Here is a 16,663-nt window from a genome sequence, read left to right on the forward strand (position 1 = left end):
TCTCCCCCTCCCCTCCTCCCCCCCCCCCCTCCCCCCCCCCCCCCCCCCCCCCCCCCCCCCGGTCCCGTACACACGACGGCCCCGGTACCTCGTCGGAGGTACCGGGGCCGCTCTGTTCCGCGGGGAGCTCAGGACGAGCGTCCCCTTCCCCATCGAGATCGATCTGCGGGACATCATCGAGTCGTGACGAGCCCGGCGACCGTCAGTCCGGCGTCCGTCACCGCGACAGCCCCCGGTACCTCCGTACCGCCAGTGGCCCGAAGACCGCGAGCAGGACCACCGGCCAGGCCACGGCGAGGGGTGGGGCGTGGGTGGCCGCCCAGGAGTCACCGCCCCAGCCCGGGTTGCCGAAGAGTTCGCGGACGGCGGTGGCCGTGGCGGACATCGGGTTCCATTCGGCTATGGCGCCGAGCCAGCCCGGCATGGACTCGGCCGAGGTGAAGACATTGGAGAGGAAGCCGACGGGCCAGATCAGGATCTGCACGGCCTGTACGAGTTCCGGGTTACGGTGCGCCAGGCCGCGGCGGGTCATGGTCCAGGCATCGGTGAGCACCCAGTTCGTCATGCGGCGGCACCCTCCTCGGTACGTACTCCCGCGCCCGTGAGGCGCAGGAACACCTCGTCGAGCGTCGGACGGCGCAGCGCGATGTCCTCCACCTCGACGCCGGCCGCGCCGAGCGCCCGCAGCGTCTCGGTCAGCGCGGCCACCCGATCGGCGACGGGCGCGCTGACCCGCCGGCCGTTGGAGTCGATCGGGTGGCCCGAACGGCGGCGGCCACCACCGAGGCAACGGCGTCGAGTTGGTCGGCGCGGCGCACGACGACGTCGACGCGGTCGCCACAGGGGTTGCCGGGACGGCGATTGCCATGATCGCGCTTCCCCAGCGGCAGACGTTGGCCAGGTGCATACTGGCCCCTGCTTTCGCTCACGGGGAGGTCGCAACAACCTATGCATTCACCCCATATGCCGGATTCTGTGAAGTTGGGCAAAAACCACTGTCGGCCTGCGTAACATCGCAGGTCGCGGCCTGTGGTCCCCGCGCACGCGGGGGTGGTCCCTCCCACACGATCGGGTCCGCGTACAGGGCGATGTGGTCCCCGCGCACGCGGGGGTGGTCCCTCCCACACGATCGGGTCCGCGTACAGGGCGATGTGGTCCCCGCGCACGCGGGGGTGGTCCCGGTTCATTCATTGTGGAGGGCGAGAAGTACCAGTGGTCCCCGCGCACGCGGGGGTGGTCCCGCGGAGAGGGTCAAGAAGGCCGCGGACGACATGTGGTCCCCGCGCACGCGGGGCGACTTCCTAGCATCGGCACCCTAGTCGCCCGCCTGCTGCTCACCCTGCGGCAGACCGCCGCCGCCCACTGACAACCACCACGCCCCGCACCGGCTACGTGCCGGTGCGGGGCCTTCTTGCGTTGGCGACGAATCAGACTCCGCTACGGGCCGCGAACGCGACGAACGCGGACCACGCGACGGGGGAGAGAGCAAGGACGGGACCGTCCGGGTCCTTGCTGTCGCGGACGGGAACGACGCCGGTAGCGGCGACGGCGGGTGCCCATTCAACGCAGTTGGAGTTCGAATTGCTGTAGCTGGACTTTCGCCACTTTGCGCCAGCCAGGTCAGCCCTCATAGTTTTCCGCCGTTTCGATAATCAGACGCCGTGACGTCTCTTCGGATAGCGCCTTACTCGAAATTTCCCGGAACGCCATGTCGTATTGATCGACCTCAGTCGGTCTGTCCAAGTAGAGGTCGCCCGTGTAGCCGTCCGCGAAAACGGTTGGCGGTTCGGTCGGCTTACCGTTCCCGCTTGTGGGGAACCGCAGGACAGTGAACTGGCCGGACATGACGCCCTCGTGCAGTCCTGCGGCGAAGGGGACGACCTTGACCGTGACAGTGGGCAGCTCGCTGAGGGTTGCCAGGTGCCTCAGTTGCCGCGCCATCACTCGGTGACCGCCGACTGGGCACTTGAGCACGGCCTCATAGAGGACCACCGAAACTTGCGGTGGGTTGATTACCCTGGTGAGCGCCGTCCGGCGCTTGAGTCGAAGCTGTACGCGTCGCTCCACTTCCGCTGGGTCTTTGTCCGGGTGTCCCGCTTCGATGATGCGCCGTGCGTACTCCTCGGCTTGGAACAACCCGGGGATCAGCGTGGATTCATAGACATCAAGGTGCGACGCCGCTTCCTCAAGCCCAATGAAGAGGTCGAACCCCTCTGGGATCACATCGCCATAGGCGTGCCACCAACCCCGAGCTTTTGTTTCCTTCGCGATGGCCTTCAAGGCTTCAGTCAGGTCCGATGGTGCTCCGTATACCCGACACATGACTTCGACCTCATGACTGCGGATCGACGTCCTACCGGATTCGATCCGCCACAGCGTCGCCGTGGAACGCTCCAGCTCCTTCGCCGCCAGCTTTACGGTAAGTCCAGCCTGCTCGCGGAGTTCAGATAGATATCGCCCCAGTTGCCTGCGCGGCACCGTCGAACCAGTCGGCCCGGTCAGATCTTCCGACATACCCCCACCCCTTCCCGTTACGTGCATCTGAAACGCCCTCGCGCCCAAAATGAAAGCATCTGCGTGAGCGACCTGCAATGCACGTCAACAAGCTGAAGCGACTTCGCATGAAGTCTTGCAGAGTGCGTCTCTTCAGGAGCATTCTGAGCACTCCCCAACCCGCTTCGGCCGTACATGGCAGCGGAGATGAGGAGTGGCGATCATGTGCACACGCACCCCCGCCGTTCGAACTCGTAGCGAAGACACCGTTGTTGAAACAATCATTCGAGCGGGCGGTGCGTGGCACATGGCTCCGGTGTGGTGGCCCGCCGAGAGCGAATGCCGACGCGACCGCCACGTTCTGGCGCGTGTTCGGACCGAGTTGGGTCGAATGAAGTGGCTGTTCTCGTGAGGAGCCGAGCGCGGGAAGCGCTGTCCCGGCTGATGGCCGAGCAGGGCGTCAACGGGGCGCTCCTGGTGCCGAACGGCACGGACATTCGGCTCGGCCCGGACAGCCCTCCGCCCGACCCCTTCACCTTCCCGCCGTGCCGGTGCGCCAAGTGCCGCGCGGGGCACGGCATGCCGGACACCTCCGTACGGCTGCGCGCCAACGACGCCGACGACCCACCGAACAGGAACGAGCAGTGAAGCAGCCCCCGCTGGCACGCCTTCGCCGAGCGTGCCGCGACGTCGAGCGGTGGTGGTCGCTGTACGGCCAGTTCTCCCGCCCGGTGCGCGCCGTGTGGCCGAGTCGGCGACGCGTACACCACGCCGTGACAGCGCGGCGCACCGAACCCCGTTACTACGACGCGGCGTTGATGCGCATCGCGCTGCGGATCAAAGACATCGAAACCGCCTCGGGAAAGCCGGACGAAAGCCGGCTCCTCCGGCGACTCCTCGGCCCCGAGGCCGAACAGATCATGAGGAGACGCCGATGAACCGCACTTTCCGGTACATGACCTGGACGTTCGAACAGGACGCAAGCACGTATCCGGAGTACAGCGCCACATGCGTCACAGAGGAAGAGAGCGACTGCGGCGAGATGATCCGCTCCGGTGGCCTGGAGTGGGTCGAGGAATGGATGCGCCGCCACACCCGGGAGACGGGACACACCCACTACTGCCGGACCGTCGCCGACTACGTGACGATGGAACCGCCGGAGGAGCACACGGGCCGCACGGTCATCGGCGAGACGGCACCGCCCCGGCTCGCACTGTCCTCCCACCCCACAAGAGGCGGGCCGGAGTGACCCTGGCCCGGGTCTCCGCGCTCGTCGTGACAACGGCCTCATTCGTCAGCGTGCTCGCGCTCACGCTGATCGTGGCCATCCGACGCTGAAGCTCCCGCCACTTCGCCGGTGGCTGCCGCACAGGCTCGGGCGGGGTGGCGGAAAACCCCACCCGGCACTCCCACCACTGAGCGCGCGGCGGGGACCTTCACTCGTGAGGGTGGCGCTACGGCCGTATGCAGTACATGTGTCCACGAACTCGCACAGGATCCAGCCCGTGGGAGCAGTGATGGCCGCAGAAGCCAGGCATGAGCAGTGGGAGCAGGCCACCCCGGAGAACTGGATGGACCCGCCGATGAACGGTTGGACCTACGACCAGGTGAAGGAGCTGTCCCTGCAGTTCGACTGGGAACTTGTGAATGGGACGATCATGGTTCGTGGGATGACGGTTCAATGGCTCGACATGGTGCGCAACAGGCTCTACTTCACGTTGCACCAAGCCCGGCGCGAGCCGTACACAGCCGAGGCCGAGCGCTGCGTCATGCTCGATGAGAAGACCGTCGTGAAGCCGGACCTCGTGGTCTTCGACAAGCGCGACCTGGACCCCTTCGAAATGGAGTGCGTCCCCGTCGAGAAGGTGGCGCTGGCCGTGGAAGTAGTCTCCCCGGGCTCCCGGCGTGAGGACCGCTTCCTCAAGCCCGGCATGTTCGCCGAGACCGAAGTTCCCTATTTCTGGCGCGTGGAGCGCGGGGACGACAACTTTCCCGTAGTCCATGAATTCCGGCGCGACCACGAGACAGGCGTATATCTCCCGGCTCCCGAACGCCCCGTTCACACCGGCGTATTGAGGGTCGAGGCCCCCTTCCCGGTCGAACTCGACCTGCGGAGCCTGGTCGAGTTCTGACCGGCGGGCGGCGGGCGCGGCGAGCGGCAGGGTCAGTGACAGGCAGCGAGCGGCAGGGTCAGCGCGACAGCCGCTGGTACCTCCGCACCGCCAGCGGTCCGAAGATCGCGAGGAGCGCCACCGGCCAGGCGACGGCGAGCAGTTGGGCGTGGGTGGCCGCCCAGGAGTCGCCGCCCCAGCCCGGGTTGCCGAAGAGTTCGCGGACGGCGGTGGCCGTGGCGGACATCGGGTTCCATTCGGCTACGGCGCCGAGCCAGCCCGGCATGGACTCGGCCGAGGTGAAGACGTTCGAGAAGAAGCCGATGGGCCAGATCAGGATCTGCACGGCCTGTACGAGCTCCGGCTTGCCCGCCACCATGCCGAGGTAGATGCCGATCCACAGCATCGCGAACCTCAGGAGAAGCAGCAGCCCCAGCGCGTACAGCGCCTCGCCGAAGCCGTTGTGCCAGCGCCAGCCCATGAGCAGGCCGACGCCGACCATCGCGAGAAGGCTCGCCGCCGACTCCAGCATGTCGTCCGCGCTGCGGCCGACCAGCACAGCCGAGGGAGCCATCGGCATGGCGCGGAAGCGGTCGATGACGCCTCGGTTCAGGTCCTGGGTGAGGGCGACCATGGTGGCTTCGAGGCCGAAGGCCATGGTGAGGGCGAGCATCCCGGGGATGAGGAATTCCTTGTAGTCACCGCCGCCCGCGACGCTCATGCCGCCGCCGAGGAAGTAGGCGAAGACCAGCAGCATCATCACCGGGAAGGCGAGCCCGACGAGCAGCTTCACGGGCCGGCGGGCGCGGTGCGCGAGGCCGCGGCGGGTCATGGTCCAGGAGTCGGTGAGCACCCAGTACGTCATACGGCGGCGTCCTCCTTGGTGTGGGCGCCCGCGCCCGTCAGGCGCAGGAACACCTCGTCGAGGGTCGGCCGGCGCAGCACGATGTCCTCCACCTCGACGCCGGCCGCGTCGAGCGCCCGTACGGTCTCGGTCAGCGCGGCGACCCGGTCGGCGACGGGCGCGCTGACCCGGCGGCCGTCGGGGTCGGTCGCCGCGGTGGCCCGTACGGCGGCGGTCACCACCGAGGCGGCGGCGTCGAGCTGGTCGGCGTGGCGCACGACGATGTCGACGCGGTCGCCGCCGATCCGGGCCTTGAGCTCGTCGGGAGTGCCCTCGGCGGCGACGCGGCCCGCGTCGAGGAGGGAGATCCGGTCGGCGAGCTGGTCGGCCTCCTCCAGGTACTGGGTGGTCAGCAGTACGGTCGTACCGCCGCCGACCAGCGAACGCACGGCGTTCCAGACCTCGGTGCGGCCGCGCGGGTCGAGGCCGGTGGTCGGCTCGTCCAGGAAGAGCACCTCCGGGGCGAGGACCAGGCTGGCGGCGAGGTCGAGGCGGCGGCGCATGCCGCCGCTGTACTGCCCCACGGCCTTACGTCCGGTGTCCCCGAGGTCGAAACGGTCCAGCAGTTCGGCCGCCCGCGCGGCGGCGCCCCGCGCCCCGAGGTGGTAGAGGCGGCCGAACATCTCCAGGTTCTGCCACCCGCTCAACTCCTCGTCCACGGCGGCGTGCTGGCCGAGCAGCCCGATCCGGTGGCGTACGGCGTCGGCGTCGCGGCGCACGTCGAAGCCGGCCACCTCGGCCCGGCCGCCGTCCTGCCTCAGCAGGGTGGCGAGGATCCGTACGGCGGTGGTCTTGCCCGCCCCGTTGGGGCCGAGCAGGCCGTGCACGGTGCCGCGCGGCACGGTCAGGTCCATGCCGTCCAGCGCGGGCTTGCCTCCATAGGTCTTGCGCAGCCCTTCGACGACGATCGCGAGATCGGTGTCGGCCAATGAACTCTCCTTCGAGGAGGTAATCAAATTTGACTACTTGCTCGCGAAGGTAACTCGCCACCGACCTCTAGTCAAACTTGATTACATAGCTTCCCGGCCGGTCGAGTCACTCAGTACGCGCCCCGTACCGGCCCCGCCCGCCGCGTCCCCCGCGCCGTCCTCGGAGCGGAAGCCCGCCCACTGGTCACCCTCGCCCGCCATCACGTACGCCCCGGCCTCCAGCCGCTCGATCAGGCCGCGCGTCCACTGCGCGCCGCTCTCGGCGGTGTGCACCCACATCCCCATGATCTCGCCGATGTGGCCCCAGTCCTCGCCCTCGCCCGGGGTCCAGTGCCGGGCCACCTCGGCGCGCCACCGCTCCATCCCCGCGATCCGCTCCTTGAGCAGCGCGATGGCCTCGGCGCGCGGCAGATCCACGATGAAGCCGATGCCGGCGCTCAGTACGTCGACCTTCGCGTCATGCGCGGTGAGCGCCTCGCGGAGCAGCTTGAAGTACTCCGCCTCGCCCGCCTCCGTCACCTCGTACTCGGTGCGCGGCGGGCCGCCGACGGTGCTCGGGGCGATGTCGTGCGCGAGCAGCATTCCCTGCTTGGCCATCTGTTTCAGCGCGTGGTAGATCGAACCCGGCTTGGTATTGGACCACTCGTGGACGCCCCAGCCTTCGAGGTCGTTGCGGACCTGGTAGCCGTGCGCCCGCCCGTGCTGACGGACGGCGCCCAGGACCAACAGCCGGATCGCGGACATCGACTCCTCATTCAACCTGTCGCAGGCTGCCCTGCACCCGCGGACCAGGTTAGACGGAGCCGATGGCCGCCTTGGATCGGGCCGGGCGGCCGGTCGGGGCCGGGTGCCCGGTCTCCGACCGGGCGTCACCCTGCCGCGCCCTCGCCCCGCGCCTCCGCGGCCACCAGCTCGAAAGCCGTCTTCCCGTCGAGCGTCTCGCGGACGATGTCCGCGTGTCCCGCGTGCCGGGCGGTCTCCTCGATCAGGTGCAGCAGCAGCCAGCGCACCGAGTGCCGGGCGCCCGGCGGGAACCAGGGGGCGGCGGGGAGCGGAAAGGTGGCGTCGAGATCGGGCAGGGAGCGTACGTACTCCTCGGTCGCGGCGGCGACCTCGTCCCAGAAGGCCAGCATGGACTCGACGGTCTCCGCGCCCTCCAGCTGGAAGCTCAGGTACCGGTCGGACGTGTCGCGCTTGATCGAGCGCGGTGCCTCCTTGGCATCCTCCAGCCAGGTCAGCTCGGTCTCCGCGACATGCTTGAGCAGCCCGGACAGGGACAGCTCCCCGGCGCTCGGCCGCTGGGCCGCCTGCTCGTCGCTCAGCCCGATGAGCGCGCGGCGGACCCCGCCTCGCTGGGCCTCCAGGAAGGCGAGCAGAGTGCCGAGTTCATCACTGAAGTCGTTCTCGGTCACGTGGGTGGGCATGGGGTCCGCCTTTCGTCGGCTCTCTTGCGCTGCCCTCACCGTAGGACCCCATGCGGTCAGCTTCTGTCCTAGATCGCCGAAATGCGACTCTGCTTCGCCGAAACTCCTCGTCGGATGCGCCGAAGTCCCCCGTCGAACCCCGTCGGACCCCGTCGGATTCGCCAACGTCCGCCGTTCGGAAACGTCCGCCGTTCGGATGCGCCACCGTCCGGGGCGGATGCGCCCCGGACCCCCCGACGGTGACGCCGACGTCCGGCGTCAGAACGGGAAGCGGCTCCGGCCGTGCTGGATCGAGATCCACTTGGTGGTGGTGAAGGAGTCGACCATGGAGTCGCCGTTCAGCCGGCCGACCCCGGAGTTCTTCTCGCCACCGAAGGGGACGATCGCCTCGTCGTGGACCGTGCTGTCATTGACGTGGATCATGCCGGTGTCGATGCGCTTGGCGATCCGTACGCCCCGCTCGATGTCGCCGGTGTGGACGGCACCGCTGAGCCCGTACTGGGTGGCGTTGGCGATGCGTACGGCCTCGTCCTCGCCGTCGAACGGGATGAGCAGCGCGACCGGCCCGAAGATCTCCTGGCCCAGTACGGGCGAGCCTTCGGGCAGCCCGGTCAGCACGGACGGCCCGACGAGCGTCCCGACGGCCGAGCCGTGCACCAGCGCGGTCGCGCCGTCGGCGATGGTCTGCTCCACGAGCGCGGTGACGGCCTCGGCCTGGCCGGCGTTGATCAGCGGGCCGATGTGGGTCGCCGGGTCCCCGGGGTCGCCGACCTTGAGCGTCTTGACCTTGGCGACGAACTTCTCGGTGAACTCCCGCTCCACCCGGCGGTCCACGAGCACCCGGTTGGCGGCCATGCAGACCTGCCCCTGGTGGATGAAGCGGCTGAAGACGGCGGCGTCCACGGCGTAGTCGATGTCGGCGTCGTCGAGGACGATCAGCGCGCTGTTGCCGCCGAGTTCGAGAATCGTGCGCTTGAAGTTCGCCGCCGCGACGGTGGCCACATGGCGGCCGACCTTGTCGGAGCCGGTGAAGGAGATGACCTTCGGCACCGGGTGCTCGATGAGCGCGTCGCCGATCTCGGCGATGTCCGTGATGACGACGTTGAGCACCCCGCCGGGCAGCCCCGCTTCCTCGAAGACCTTGGCGACCAGGCCGCCGCCGCACACAGGGGTGTTCTGGTGTGGCTTGAGGACGACGGCGTTGCCGAGGGCGAGCGCCGGGGCCACCGACTTGACGGAGAGCAGGAAGGGGAAGTTGAACGGGCTGATGACGCCGACGACACCGACCGGCAGCCGGTAGAGGCGGTTCTCCTTGCCGTCGTCCGGGGACGGCAGGATGCGCCCCTCCGCCTGGAGCGCCAGGTGGATGGCCTCCCGCAGGAACTCCCGTACCAGGTGCAGCTCGAAGGACGCCTTGACGGCCGTACCGCCGCACTCCGCGGTGATCGCCGCGGCCAGCTCGGCCTCGCGGTCGTCGATGACGCGCAGCGCGCGCTCGAAGACCAGACGGCGGCGGTAGGGGCTGGTGGCGCCCCAGGCCGGCTGCGCGCGCTCGGCCGCGCGGTAGGCCTGGTCGATCTCCTCGACCGTCGCGACGGTTATGGACGCGAGCTTCTCCCCGTCGTACGGATTGAAGTCGACGATGTCCCAGGAACCGCTGCCGGCCCGCCATTCACCACCAATGTACTGGTAGGCCAACTCGTCGAAGCAGGAGTAGTCGGGCATGCCATCCCTATCTGAGGTACGAGGAGTTCGCGACGCCCGTGCACACGCACGGGACCCTGATATTCCGTCATCGTACTGACGGATCAACCCAGTTGAACCAGATGGCGCAACAACTCCCGCGTCCCTTCCGGCGAGAGGCTGTCGGCGCGCAGCCGGTCCATTACGCGCTCGTACTGCGCGACTTCTTCCCGCTTGTCGACATAGAGCGCACTGGTGAGCTGTTCCAGATAGACGATGTCCGAGAGGTCCGACTCCGGGAAGCGCAGCATGGTGAACGCCCCGCTCTCACCCGCGTGCCCGCCATGCGCGAAGGGCATCACCTGGAGCGTCACATTGGGCTGCTCGGAGATGTCGATGAGGTGCTGCAACTGCTCGCGCATCACGTCGGCGTCGCCGTACGGGCGGTGCAGCGCGGCCTCGTCCAGAACGGCGTGGAATTGCGGCGCGCGCTCGGAGACGAGGAGCTTCTGCCGCTCCAGGCGGAGCGACACCCGGCGTTCGACCTCGGCGGCGACGGCGTTGGGCTGGCCGCGCACGACGACGGCGTGGGCGTACTCCTCGGTCTGGAGCAGTCCGTGGACGAACTGCACCTCGTATATCGAGATGTGGGACGCGGCGCCCTCCAGCCCGACATACGTCTGGAACCAGCCGGGCAGGACATCGCCGTAACTGTGCCACCAGCCCGCGACGTTGGCCTCGCGGGCGAGGCCGAGCAGGGCGTCGCGCTCCGCCTCGTCGGCCACTCCGTACAGCGTCAGCAGGTCTTCGACATCACGCGCCTTGAAGCTCACCCTGCCCAACTCCATGCGGCTGATCTTCGATTCGGAGGCGCGGATCGAATACCCGGCGGCCTCGCGGGTGATCCCCCGGGACTCCCGCAGCTTCCTGAGCTGTGATCCCAGGAGAATGCGACGCACCACTGAGCCGCTCGACTCACTCGTGGTCATTTCTGTGACCTTCCTGTCCGTTCCACACCCTTCTGAGGGCGACCCCCGCTCCCCCGGCGCCGAAGTCTGCCATCTTCGGGCTCCGTTGAGTGCCCACGCGGTTACTCAGACAAGAGACAAGCCACGTGCTTACGCAAGAGGGCGTAGGAAGAATTGCCTACAAAAATGAGCAACTTCTGACAAAGCGAGCGCGTGCACGTGCATCTGCCCTTGCATCTGCCGTACGCATTCGGAACGATGGGCCATGCACACGTGCACGTCACGTCCACGATCGCCAGGAGTGCCTCGTATGGGTACCGAAGGATCGACTCTGCTCGCGCCGTTATGGCGGGGCCTCCCACCGATCGACCCGTCCGGCGTCTCCGACTCCGCCTCCTGCGCGCTCCCGGCCCGCTTCGAAGCAGTGCGGGCGGCCCGGAGATTCACCAGATCCACGCTCCAGCAGTGGGACCTCTTCGACCTCTTCGACGATCTGGCGCTGACCGTCTCCGAACTGGTCACCAACGCCCTGAGCCACGGCGTCCCCGCCGAGCGCCCCGCGCCCGCCGCCGCGAACGTCGTCCAACTCACCCGGGAGTACGAACCGCCCGTCCGTCTGCACCTGATGCGCTGGACCTCCAGGCTGGTGTGCGCCGTACGGGACCCGAGCGAGGAGAGCCCGGTCGCGGGCGAGGCCGGGACCGCCGAGGAATGCGGCCGCGGCCTCTTCCTCGTCAACTCCCTCAGCGACAGCTGGGGGTGGCATCCGCTCGCGGGACATCTGCGCGGCAAGGTCGTCTGGGCGCTGTTCCGGCTCCCGCGCGACTGACGCCGCCTGCCGCACGACTGAAGCCACCTGGCGAGCGGGGGGCCGGCTCCGGGGGCCGGTGCCGGTGCGGGGGCCGGTGCCGTACCCCGGAGACCGGGCCGCGGGCCAGAACGGGGAACCGGGCCGGCCGGTCCCGGATCCGCAGGAAGCCGGGCCGGTCTCATATGAGGCGGGACTTGGCCCCATATGAGGCCGAGCCCGGTCCCGTACGAGCCCGATCCCGGTCCCGTACGAGGCCGGGCCGCACACGGCCGGGCCTAGTCCCGTACGAGGTAGTCGAATTCCCCGTCCTTGATGCCGAGCAGCATCGCCTCGATCTCCGCCGGGGTGTAGACGAGGGCCGGTCCGTCGGGGTGCCGCGAGTTGCGGACGGCGACCCCGCCGCCCGGCAGCTTGGCGAACTCCACACAGGAACCCTGGGAGTTGGAGTGACGGCTCTTGCGCCAGGCGACCTCTTGGAGGTCCGATGCAGCCATGCCGTTGTACGCGTGGGGCACAGGACTCTCCCGGAAATTGCAGCTGCCAACTATCAACTGCTCCGGATCATAGCTGCGTTCATGTGCCACTGCATGAGCGGATGCACGTGCACGGAGGGTGTTCCGGCCACTACTTCGCGGTAGCGGAATACGGCAACAATGCCATCTCCCGAGCATTCTTGATCGCCCGGGCCAGTTGCCGCTGCTGCTGGGCGGTGACGCGGGTCACTCGACGACTTCGGATCTTCCCCCGATCGGAAATGAACCGGCGGAGCAAATCGGTGTCCTTGTAGTCGATATACGAAATGCCGGCGGCGTACAGAGGGTTGGGGCGGGGCTTGAGCGGCTTGGCCGCGGTGCCACGTCGGGGCATGAACAAAAACCTTTCTCACATGCGGGTCACACGGAAAGCACGGAAAGTCACAGGACCGGATCGAGGAGTTCATCGAATGCGGGCGACAGCCGCCGCCAGGCCGCGGGCCCGGCCGCGTACTCGGCGTCGTCGAGCAGACACGAGTCCAGGAGCGCCCGCAGCCCGTCCCCGTCCAGCCCCGGCGATGTGAAGGCCAGGTGCTGGGCGCGGTCGCCGTGCTCGGGGTGCCAGTCCATGGCGGCGGCGACCCGGCGGTTCGGGTCGACCAGCTCCCAGGCCGCGTCCGGCAGCGCCGCGAGCCAGGGCCCGGCGCTCTCCACGCACAGCGCGCCGCCCGCCGCGTCCCACGACAGCAGCGCGTCGGGCCGGTCCGCGAGCCAGAACCGGCCGCGGCTGCGCGCCGCCGCGCAGGTCAGGTCCTCCAGCGCCGCGTACAGCCGCCCGGGGTGGAACGGCCGCCGCCGCTGCCATACGAGCGTGGCGACGCCGTCCGCGTCGGCGGCCTGCGGCAGCAGGGCACAGGCCGGGTGCTGCCGCGCGGCGGCGGCCTCCACGTCGAAGCCGGCCAGCGCGGCGGCGGCCAGCTCACCGGAGCCGACGCCGACCTGCCGGGCGGCCGGGGTGAGCTGATCGAGCAGTGCGAGGGCCGTGGGGTCGGCGGGGGAGCCGGGCTCCCCCGGGGTGTCCGCGAGGGCCAGCACCGACGCGTACTCCAGCTGCCGGGCGAAGGTGTCGCCGACCGTGCGCTGGTCGCCGGGGGCCGCCGCGAGCCCGGCCTCGGCGAGGTCGTCCCCGCACGCCAGGCAGGGCACGACCAGGGCGGGGTCCACGGCGGTGAACACGGCGGTGAGCAGCACCTCGGGCCCGCCGTGGACGGCTACGACCTCGGCCATGGCCTTCGGTTCGACGGAGTCCCACAGCTCGACGACGGCGAGCCGGCAGCCCCCGCCCTCGGCCAGCCGCTCCAGCTCCGGCACCAGGTCCTCGCGGAGCGCGCAGCAGGCGCAGTCGTTGACGAGCGGCGCCTCCCCCGTATCGAGCACGCCCCCGCGGTCGCGCACGGTCCGGCGCACCGTTCCCTCGGCGGCCGTCGCCAGGTCGTGGTGGAGCGCGACGCTCCCCGGCACGTCTCGCAGCAGCCGCTCGACCGCCGCGCGGCGCGCCTCGGAGTGCAGCCCGCCGACGATCGCGACGGGCATCCGGTCGGAACCGGCGGTCATCGCCCGGCCCCGCGCCCGCCGTAGCGGCGCTCGAACCGCTCGACGCGCCCGGCGGTGTCCAGGACGCGCGCCGTGCCCGTGTAGAAGGGGTGGCTCGCCGAGGAGATCTCGACATCGATGACGGGGTAGGTGTTGCCGTCCTCCCACTCGACGGTCTTCTCGCCGGTGGCGGTGGACCGGGTGAGGAAGGCGTACCCGGCGGCGCGGTCGCGGAAGACGACGGGCCGGTAGGCGGGGTGGATTCCGGGCTTCATGGCGCTCAGCGCTCCTCTCGGAAGGTGACGTGACGGCCGGCGACCGGGTCGAACTTGCGCAGCTCCATGCGGTCGGGGTCGTTCCGGCGGTTCTTGCGGGTGACGTAGGTGAATCCGGTGCCTGCGGTGGACCGGAGCTTGATCACGGGGCGTACCTCGTTGCGGGCCATAACCGCTACTATACGAAAACGATTCCCGTTTTCAAAAGAAGGAGGCGCGGCGCCTTGTCCGCCCACTGCCAGCTGACCGGCCGCAAGCCAGGCTTCGGCAACGCCATCTCCCACTCCCACCGGCGCACCCCGCGCCGCTTCGACCCGAACATCCAGCGCAAGCGCTACTGGCTGGCGTCCGAAGGCCGCCACATCCGCCTCACCCTGAGCGCCAAGGGGCTCAAAACGGTCGACACCATCGGCATCGAGGCCGCTGTGGCCCGTATCCGGGCCCGCGGAGGGAAGGTCTGATGGCGAAGAAGAGCAAGATCGCGAAGAACGAGCAGCGGCGCGCCACGGTCGCCCGCTACGCCGCCCGGCGGGCCCTGCTCAAGGCGGTCGCCCGCGACCCGCGCTCGCCGGAGGGGGAACGGCTCGCCGCCCGGCGCGAGCTGAGCCGCCAGCCGCGGGACGCCGCCGCCACGCGCGTACGCAACCGCGACAGCGTCGACGGCCGGCCGCGCGGCTACCTCCGCGCCTTCGGCCTCTCCCGGGTGAACCTGCGCGCGCAGGCGCACGCCGGATTCCTGCCGGGGGTGCGCAAGTCGAGCTGGTGACAGGGCCCGGGGCGCGGCCTGGTGGCACCGGCCCGGGGCGCGGGCCTGGTTGACACCTGCCCGAGGCGCGGGCCGGTGAGGGTCCGCGGCTCGGGCGTCACCGGACCACGGCTCGGGCACCGACGGCTCGCGGCCCGGGCGTCATCGGCCCGCAGCTGGGACGTCAACGGCCCGTGCGGCCCGTGCCGCTCGGGCGTCGCCGGACCACCGCCCAGACGCCAACGGCCCGAACCCCGGGGCCCGAGCGCGTCACCAGCCCGCCGCGCAGACGCCACCGGACCACCGCTCAGACACCAACGGCCCGCCGCTCAGACGCCACCAGTTCACCGCCCGGACGCCGCCGGCCCCCAGTCCGTCGCGCACACCCGCGCTCAGGGTCCACACCCGCGCAAACCGCCGCGCCCACCCACGCGGCGCGCACACCCGCCCCATTGTCAGACCCCCCTGCCAGACTCCCTACGTGAGATGGGCAGCGGCATGAGATGGGCAGCGGCAGAGGCGAGCGACGGGGGTGTCCGTCTCTGCCCGCTGACGCCCACCGGACGCCCCGCCTCAGCCGCTCGTACGGCCGGCGGTCTCGCCGAGGCCGTACGGTCGCAGCCGGACGCCGACCGCTGGGTCTGGCGGTCCACCGCCGAGGCGTACCCACGCCTTCTGGACGCCGGGGTCCGCGTCGAGCGGTGCTATGACGTGGAGGCCGCCGAGGCGCTGCTCATCGGCCATGAGGAGGGCCAGGCGGGCCAGCCGCGCTCCCTCGCCGCGGCCTGGGCGCGGCTGCGCGGGCTGCCGGTGCCCGAGGACTCGCCGCTGCGGGCCGCGGACACCCAGCCGTCCCTCTTCGCGCCGGGCCCGGTGCCGCTGCCGCCCGGCGTCGATCCCCTCGACGCGCTGCTGGAGGTGTACGCGGGGCAGCTGGCCCGGATGGACGCCGCCGAGCACCCGGGCAGGCTGCGGCTGCTGACGGCCGCCGAGTCCGCGGGCACGCTCGTGGCGGCGGAGCTGAACCGCGCCGGAGTGCCCTGGTGCGCGGACGCGCACCGGCGGCTGCTCGCCGAACTGCTCGGCGAGCGCTACCCCGGCGGGCTGGAGCCGCAGCGCCTGGCGGAGCTGGCGGAGCAGGTCTCGAAGGCGTTCGGCGGGGCGCGGGTGCGGCCGGATCTGCCGGCCGACATCGTGAAGGCGTTCGCCCGGGACGGCATCGCGCTGACCTCGACGCGGGCGTGGGAGCTGCGGGAGATCGACCACCCGGCCGTCGAGCCGCTGCTCCAGTACAAGAAGCTGTACCGGCTGCATACGGCGCACGGCTGGGCCTGGCTCCAGTCGTGGGTGCGCGACGGCCGGTTCCGCGCCGAGTACGTGCCGGGCGGCACCGTCTCCGGCCGCTGGACCACCAACGGCGGCGGCGCGCTCCAGATCCCGAAGATCGTCCGGCAGGCGGTGGTCGCCGATCCGGGCTGGCGCCTGGTGGTGGCCGACGCGGACCAGATGGAGCCGCGCGTGCTGGCCGCCGTCTCCCGCGACCCGGGGCTGATGGCGGCGGCCGGCAGCGAGGGCGATCTGTACGCGGCCCTCGCGGAGCGCGCCTTCGGGGGCGACCGGGACCGCGCCAAGATCGGGATGCTCGGGGCGATCTACGGCCAGACCTCGGGCGACGCCCTCAGACACATGTCGGATCTGCGCCGCCGCTACCCGGCCGCCGTCGCGTATGTGGACGACGCGGCCCGCGCCGGAGAGGAGGGGAGGCTCGTACGGACCTGGCTCGGCCGTACGTGCCCGCCGGCGTCCTCGGCGGCGGCCGAGGAGGCGGGGCTGCCGCAGGAGGAGGCTCCTTCCCCATCCACGTCCGGGTACGGGACGACGCCCGCCGCCCGCGCCCGCGGCCGGTTCACCCGGAACTTCGTCGTGCAGGGCAGCGCGGCGGACTGGGCGGTGCTGATGCTGGCCGCGCTGCGGCAGGACCTGGCGCCGCTGCGCGCGGAGCTCGTCTTCTTCCAGCACGACGAGGTGATCGTGCACTGCCCGGAGGAGGAAGCCGGCGCCGTGGTCGAGGCGATCCGCGCGGCGGGCGACCGGGCCGGGCGCGTCGCCTTCGGCGAGACGCCGGTGCGGTTCGCCTTCACCACGGCGGTCGTCGAGTGCTACGCGGACGCCAAGGCGTAACGATTCGCCCCGAGGCGGGGCAACGGGCGGATCTGACAACCCGCCAACCGGACGTTCACGCGAACGGCTCTCT

Annotated in this window: 22 protein-coding genes and 1 pseudogene; 8 read left to right on the forward strand and 15 right to left on the reverse strand. The window is 70.3% G+C overall.

Annotation, left to right across the window (positions count from 1 at the left end):
* Positions 1-217: 217 nt before the first annotated feature.
* The 4 genes and pseudogenes from AC07AB_RS30300 to AC07AB_RS30315 form a co-directional block, all read right to left on the reverse strand.
* Positions 218-502, reverse strand: a pseudogene (locus tag AC07AB_RS30300) (ABC transporter permease); the annotation flags it as partial.
* A 59-nt stretch (positions 503-561) separates the two neighbouring features.
* Positions 562-708 carry a hypothetical protein gene (locus tag AC07AB_RS30305; protein ID WP_478573416.1) on the reverse strand — a complete coding sequence of 49 codons (147 nt, stop codon included), beginning with the start codon at positions 706-708 and terminating at the stop codon, positions 562-564.
* 719 nt (positions 709-1,427) lie between these two features.
* A complete protein-coding gene (locus AC07AB_RS30310) occupies positions 1,428-1,631 on the reverse strand; it encodes a DUF397 domain-containing protein (protein WP_478573419.1) in 204 nt (67 codons plus the stop codon).
* The gene (locus tag AC07AB_RS30315; protein WP_478573422.1) at positions 1,621-2,514 is read right to left on the reverse strand and encodes a helix-turn-helix domain-containing protein; all 894 of its coding nucleotides are present in this window, start codon (positions 2,512-2,514) and stop codon (positions 1,621-1,623) included. Before AC07AB_RS30315 ends, AC07AB_RS30310 begins: the two co-directional genes overlap by 11 nt.
* Before the next feature lie 387 nt (positions 2,515-2,901).
* Here AC07AB_RS30315 and AC07AB_RS30320 point away from each other — a divergent pair, with 387 nt between their 5' ends.
* From AC07AB_RS30320 to AC07AB_RS30335, 4 genes are all read left to right on the forward strand, one after another.
* On the forward strand, positions 2,902-3,141 hold the full coding sequence (locus tag AC07AB_RS30320) for a hypothetical protein (protein ID WP_478573425.1): 240 nt from the start codon (positions 2,902-2,904) through the stop codon (positions 3,139-3,141).
* On the forward strand, positions 3,138-3,431 hold the full coding sequence (locus AC07AB_RS30325) for a hypothetical protein (protein WP_478573426.1): 294 nt from the start codon (positions 3,138-3,140) through the stop codon (positions 3,429-3,431). The genes AC07AB_RS30320 and AC07AB_RS30325 overlap by 4 nt, the downstream gene beginning before the upstream one ends.
* Positions 3,428-3,742, forward strand: a complete 315-nt coding sequence (locus tag AC07AB_RS30330; protein ID WP_478573429.1) for a DUF7848 domain-containing protein — start codon at positions 3,428-3,430, stop codon at positions 3,740-3,742. Before AC07AB_RS30325 ends, AC07AB_RS30330 begins: the two co-directional genes overlap by 4 nt.
* A gap of 268 nt (positions 3,743-4,010) precedes the next feature.
* On the forward strand, positions 4,011-4,625 hold the full coding sequence (locus AC07AB_RS30335; RefSeq protein ID WP_478573432.1) for a Uma2 family endonuclease: 615 nt from the start codon (positions 4,011-4,013) through the stop codon (positions 4,623-4,625).
* Positions 4,626-4,683: 58 nt separating this feature from the next.
* Here the strand turns inward: AC07AB_RS30335 and AC07AB_RS30340 are convergent, their stop codons facing one another.
* The 6 genes from AC07AB_RS30340 to AC07AB_RS30365 all read right to left on the reverse strand — a co-directional run bounded on the left by AC07AB_RS30340 (position 4,684) and on the right by AC07AB_RS30365 (position 10,533).
* Positions 4,684-5,469, reverse strand: coding sequence for an ABC transporter permease (locus AC07AB_RS30340; protein WP_478573435.1), 786 nt, complete (start codon positions 5,467-5,469; stop codon positions 4,684-4,686).
* Positions 5,466-6,437, reverse strand: coding sequence for an ATP-binding cassette domain-containing protein (locus AC07AB_RS30345; protein ID WP_478573438.1), 972 nt, complete (start codon positions 6,435-6,437; stop codon positions 5,466-5,468). The genes AC07AB_RS30340 and AC07AB_RS30345 overlap by 4 nt, the downstream gene beginning before the upstream one ends.
* 81 nt (positions 6,438-6,518) lie before the next feature.
* Positions 6,519-7,181 (reverse strand): PadR family transcriptional regulator, encoded by a 663-nt coding sequence (locus tag AC07AB_RS30350; protein ID WP_478573440.1) that lies wholly within the window; start codon positions 7,179-7,181, stop codon positions 6,519-6,521.
* A 125-nt stretch (positions 7,182-7,306) separates the two neighbouring features.
* Positions 7,307-7,861 (reverse strand): DinB family protein, encoded by a 555-nt coding sequence (locus AC07AB_RS30355; RefSeq protein WP_478573443.1) that lies wholly within the window; start codon positions 7,859-7,861, stop codon positions 7,307-7,309.
* 258 nt (positions 7,862-8,119) lie between these two features.
* Positions 8,120-9,586 carry an aldehyde dehydrogenase family protein gene (locus AC07AB_RS30360; protein WP_478573446.1) on the reverse strand — a complete coding sequence of 489 codons (1,467 nt, stop codon included), beginning with the start codon at positions 9,584-9,586 and terminating at the stop codon, positions 8,120-8,122.
* 83 nt (positions 9,587-9,669) lie between these two features.
* Complete coding sequence (locus AC07AB_RS30365) at positions 9,670-10,533, reverse strand: helix-turn-helix domain-containing protein (RefSeq protein ID WP_478573448.1); 864 nt, start codon at positions 10,531-10,533, stop codon at positions 9,670-9,672.
* Between the two features lie 289 nt (positions 10,534-10,822).
* Here AC07AB_RS30365 and AC07AB_RS30370 point away from each other — a divergent pair, with 289 nt between their 5' ends.
* Positions 10,823-11,341, forward strand: coding sequence for an ATP-binding protein (locus AC07AB_RS30370; protein WP_478573451.1), 519 nt, complete (start codon positions 10,823-10,825; stop codon positions 11,339-11,341).
* Between the two features lie 257 nt (positions 11,342-11,598).
* On the opposite strand, the gene AC07AB_RS30375 is transcribed toward AC07AB_RS30370, so the two are convergent.
* The 5 genes from AC07AB_RS30375 to rpmG all read right to left on the reverse strand — a co-directional run bounded on the left by AC07AB_RS30375 (position 11,599) and on the right by rpmG (position 13,834).
* Positions 11,599-11,838, reverse strand: a complete 240-nt coding sequence (locus AC07AB_RS30375; RefSeq protein WP_478573454.1) for a DUF397 domain-containing protein — start codon at positions 11,836-11,838, stop codon at positions 11,599-11,601.
* Positions 11,839-11,947: 109 nt separating this feature from the next.
* Positions 11,948-12,190, reverse strand: a complete 243-nt coding sequence (rpsR, locus tag AC07AB_RS30380; RefSeq protein WP_478573457.1) for a 30S ribosomal protein S18 — start codon at positions 12,188-12,190, stop codon at positions 11,948-11,950.
* Positions 12,191-12,237: 47 nt separating this feature from the next.
* Positions 12,238-13,410, reverse strand: a complete 1,173-nt coding sequence (locus AC07AB_RS30385; RefSeq protein ID WP_478573460.1) for a CobW family GTP-binding protein — start codon at positions 13,408-13,410, stop codon at positions 12,238-12,240.
* Entirely contained in the window at positions 13,407-13,664 is a 258-nt protein-coding gene (locus tag AC07AB_RS30390) for a type B 50S ribosomal protein L31 (RefSeq protein WP_363227636.1), read from the reverse strand. The genes AC07AB_RS30385 and AC07AB_RS30390 overlap by 4 nt, the downstream gene beginning before the upstream one ends.
* Before the next feature lie 5 nt (positions 13,665-13,669).
* Positions 13,670-13,834: a 50S ribosomal protein L33 gene (gene rpmG, locus AC07AB_RS30395; RefSeq protein ID WP_478573463.1), complete on the reverse strand. Its 165-nt coding sequence runs from the start codon at positions 13,832-13,834 to the stop codon at positions 13,670-13,672.
* A gap of 54 nt (positions 13,835-13,888) precedes the next feature.
* On the opposite strand from rpmG, the gene rpmB reads away from it, so the two are divergent.
* From rpmB to AC07AB_RS30410, 3 genes are all read left to right on the forward strand, one after another.
* Complete coding sequence (rpmB, locus tag AC07AB_RS30400; RefSeq protein WP_478573466.1) at positions 13,889-14,125, forward strand: 50S ribosomal protein L28; 237 nt, start codon at positions 13,889-13,891, stop codon at positions 14,123-14,125.
* On the forward strand, positions 14,125-14,430 hold the full coding sequence (gene rpsN / locus AC07AB_RS30405; RefSeq protein WP_478573468.1) for a 30S ribosomal protein S14: 306 nt from the start codon (positions 14,125-14,127) through the stop codon (positions 14,428-14,430). The genes rpmB and rpsN overlap by 1 nt, the downstream gene beginning before the upstream one ends.
* A 477-nt stretch (positions 14,431-14,907) precedes the next feature.
* Complete coding sequence (locus AC07AB_RS30410; protein WP_478573471.1) at positions 14,908-16,590, forward strand: bifunctional 3'-5' exonuclease/DNA polymerase; 1,683 nt, start codon at positions 14,908-14,910, stop codon at positions 16,588-16,590.
* Positions 16,591-16,663: the final 73 nt, after the last annotated feature.

The organism is Streptomyces sp. NPDC044033 (assembly GCF_056434425.1).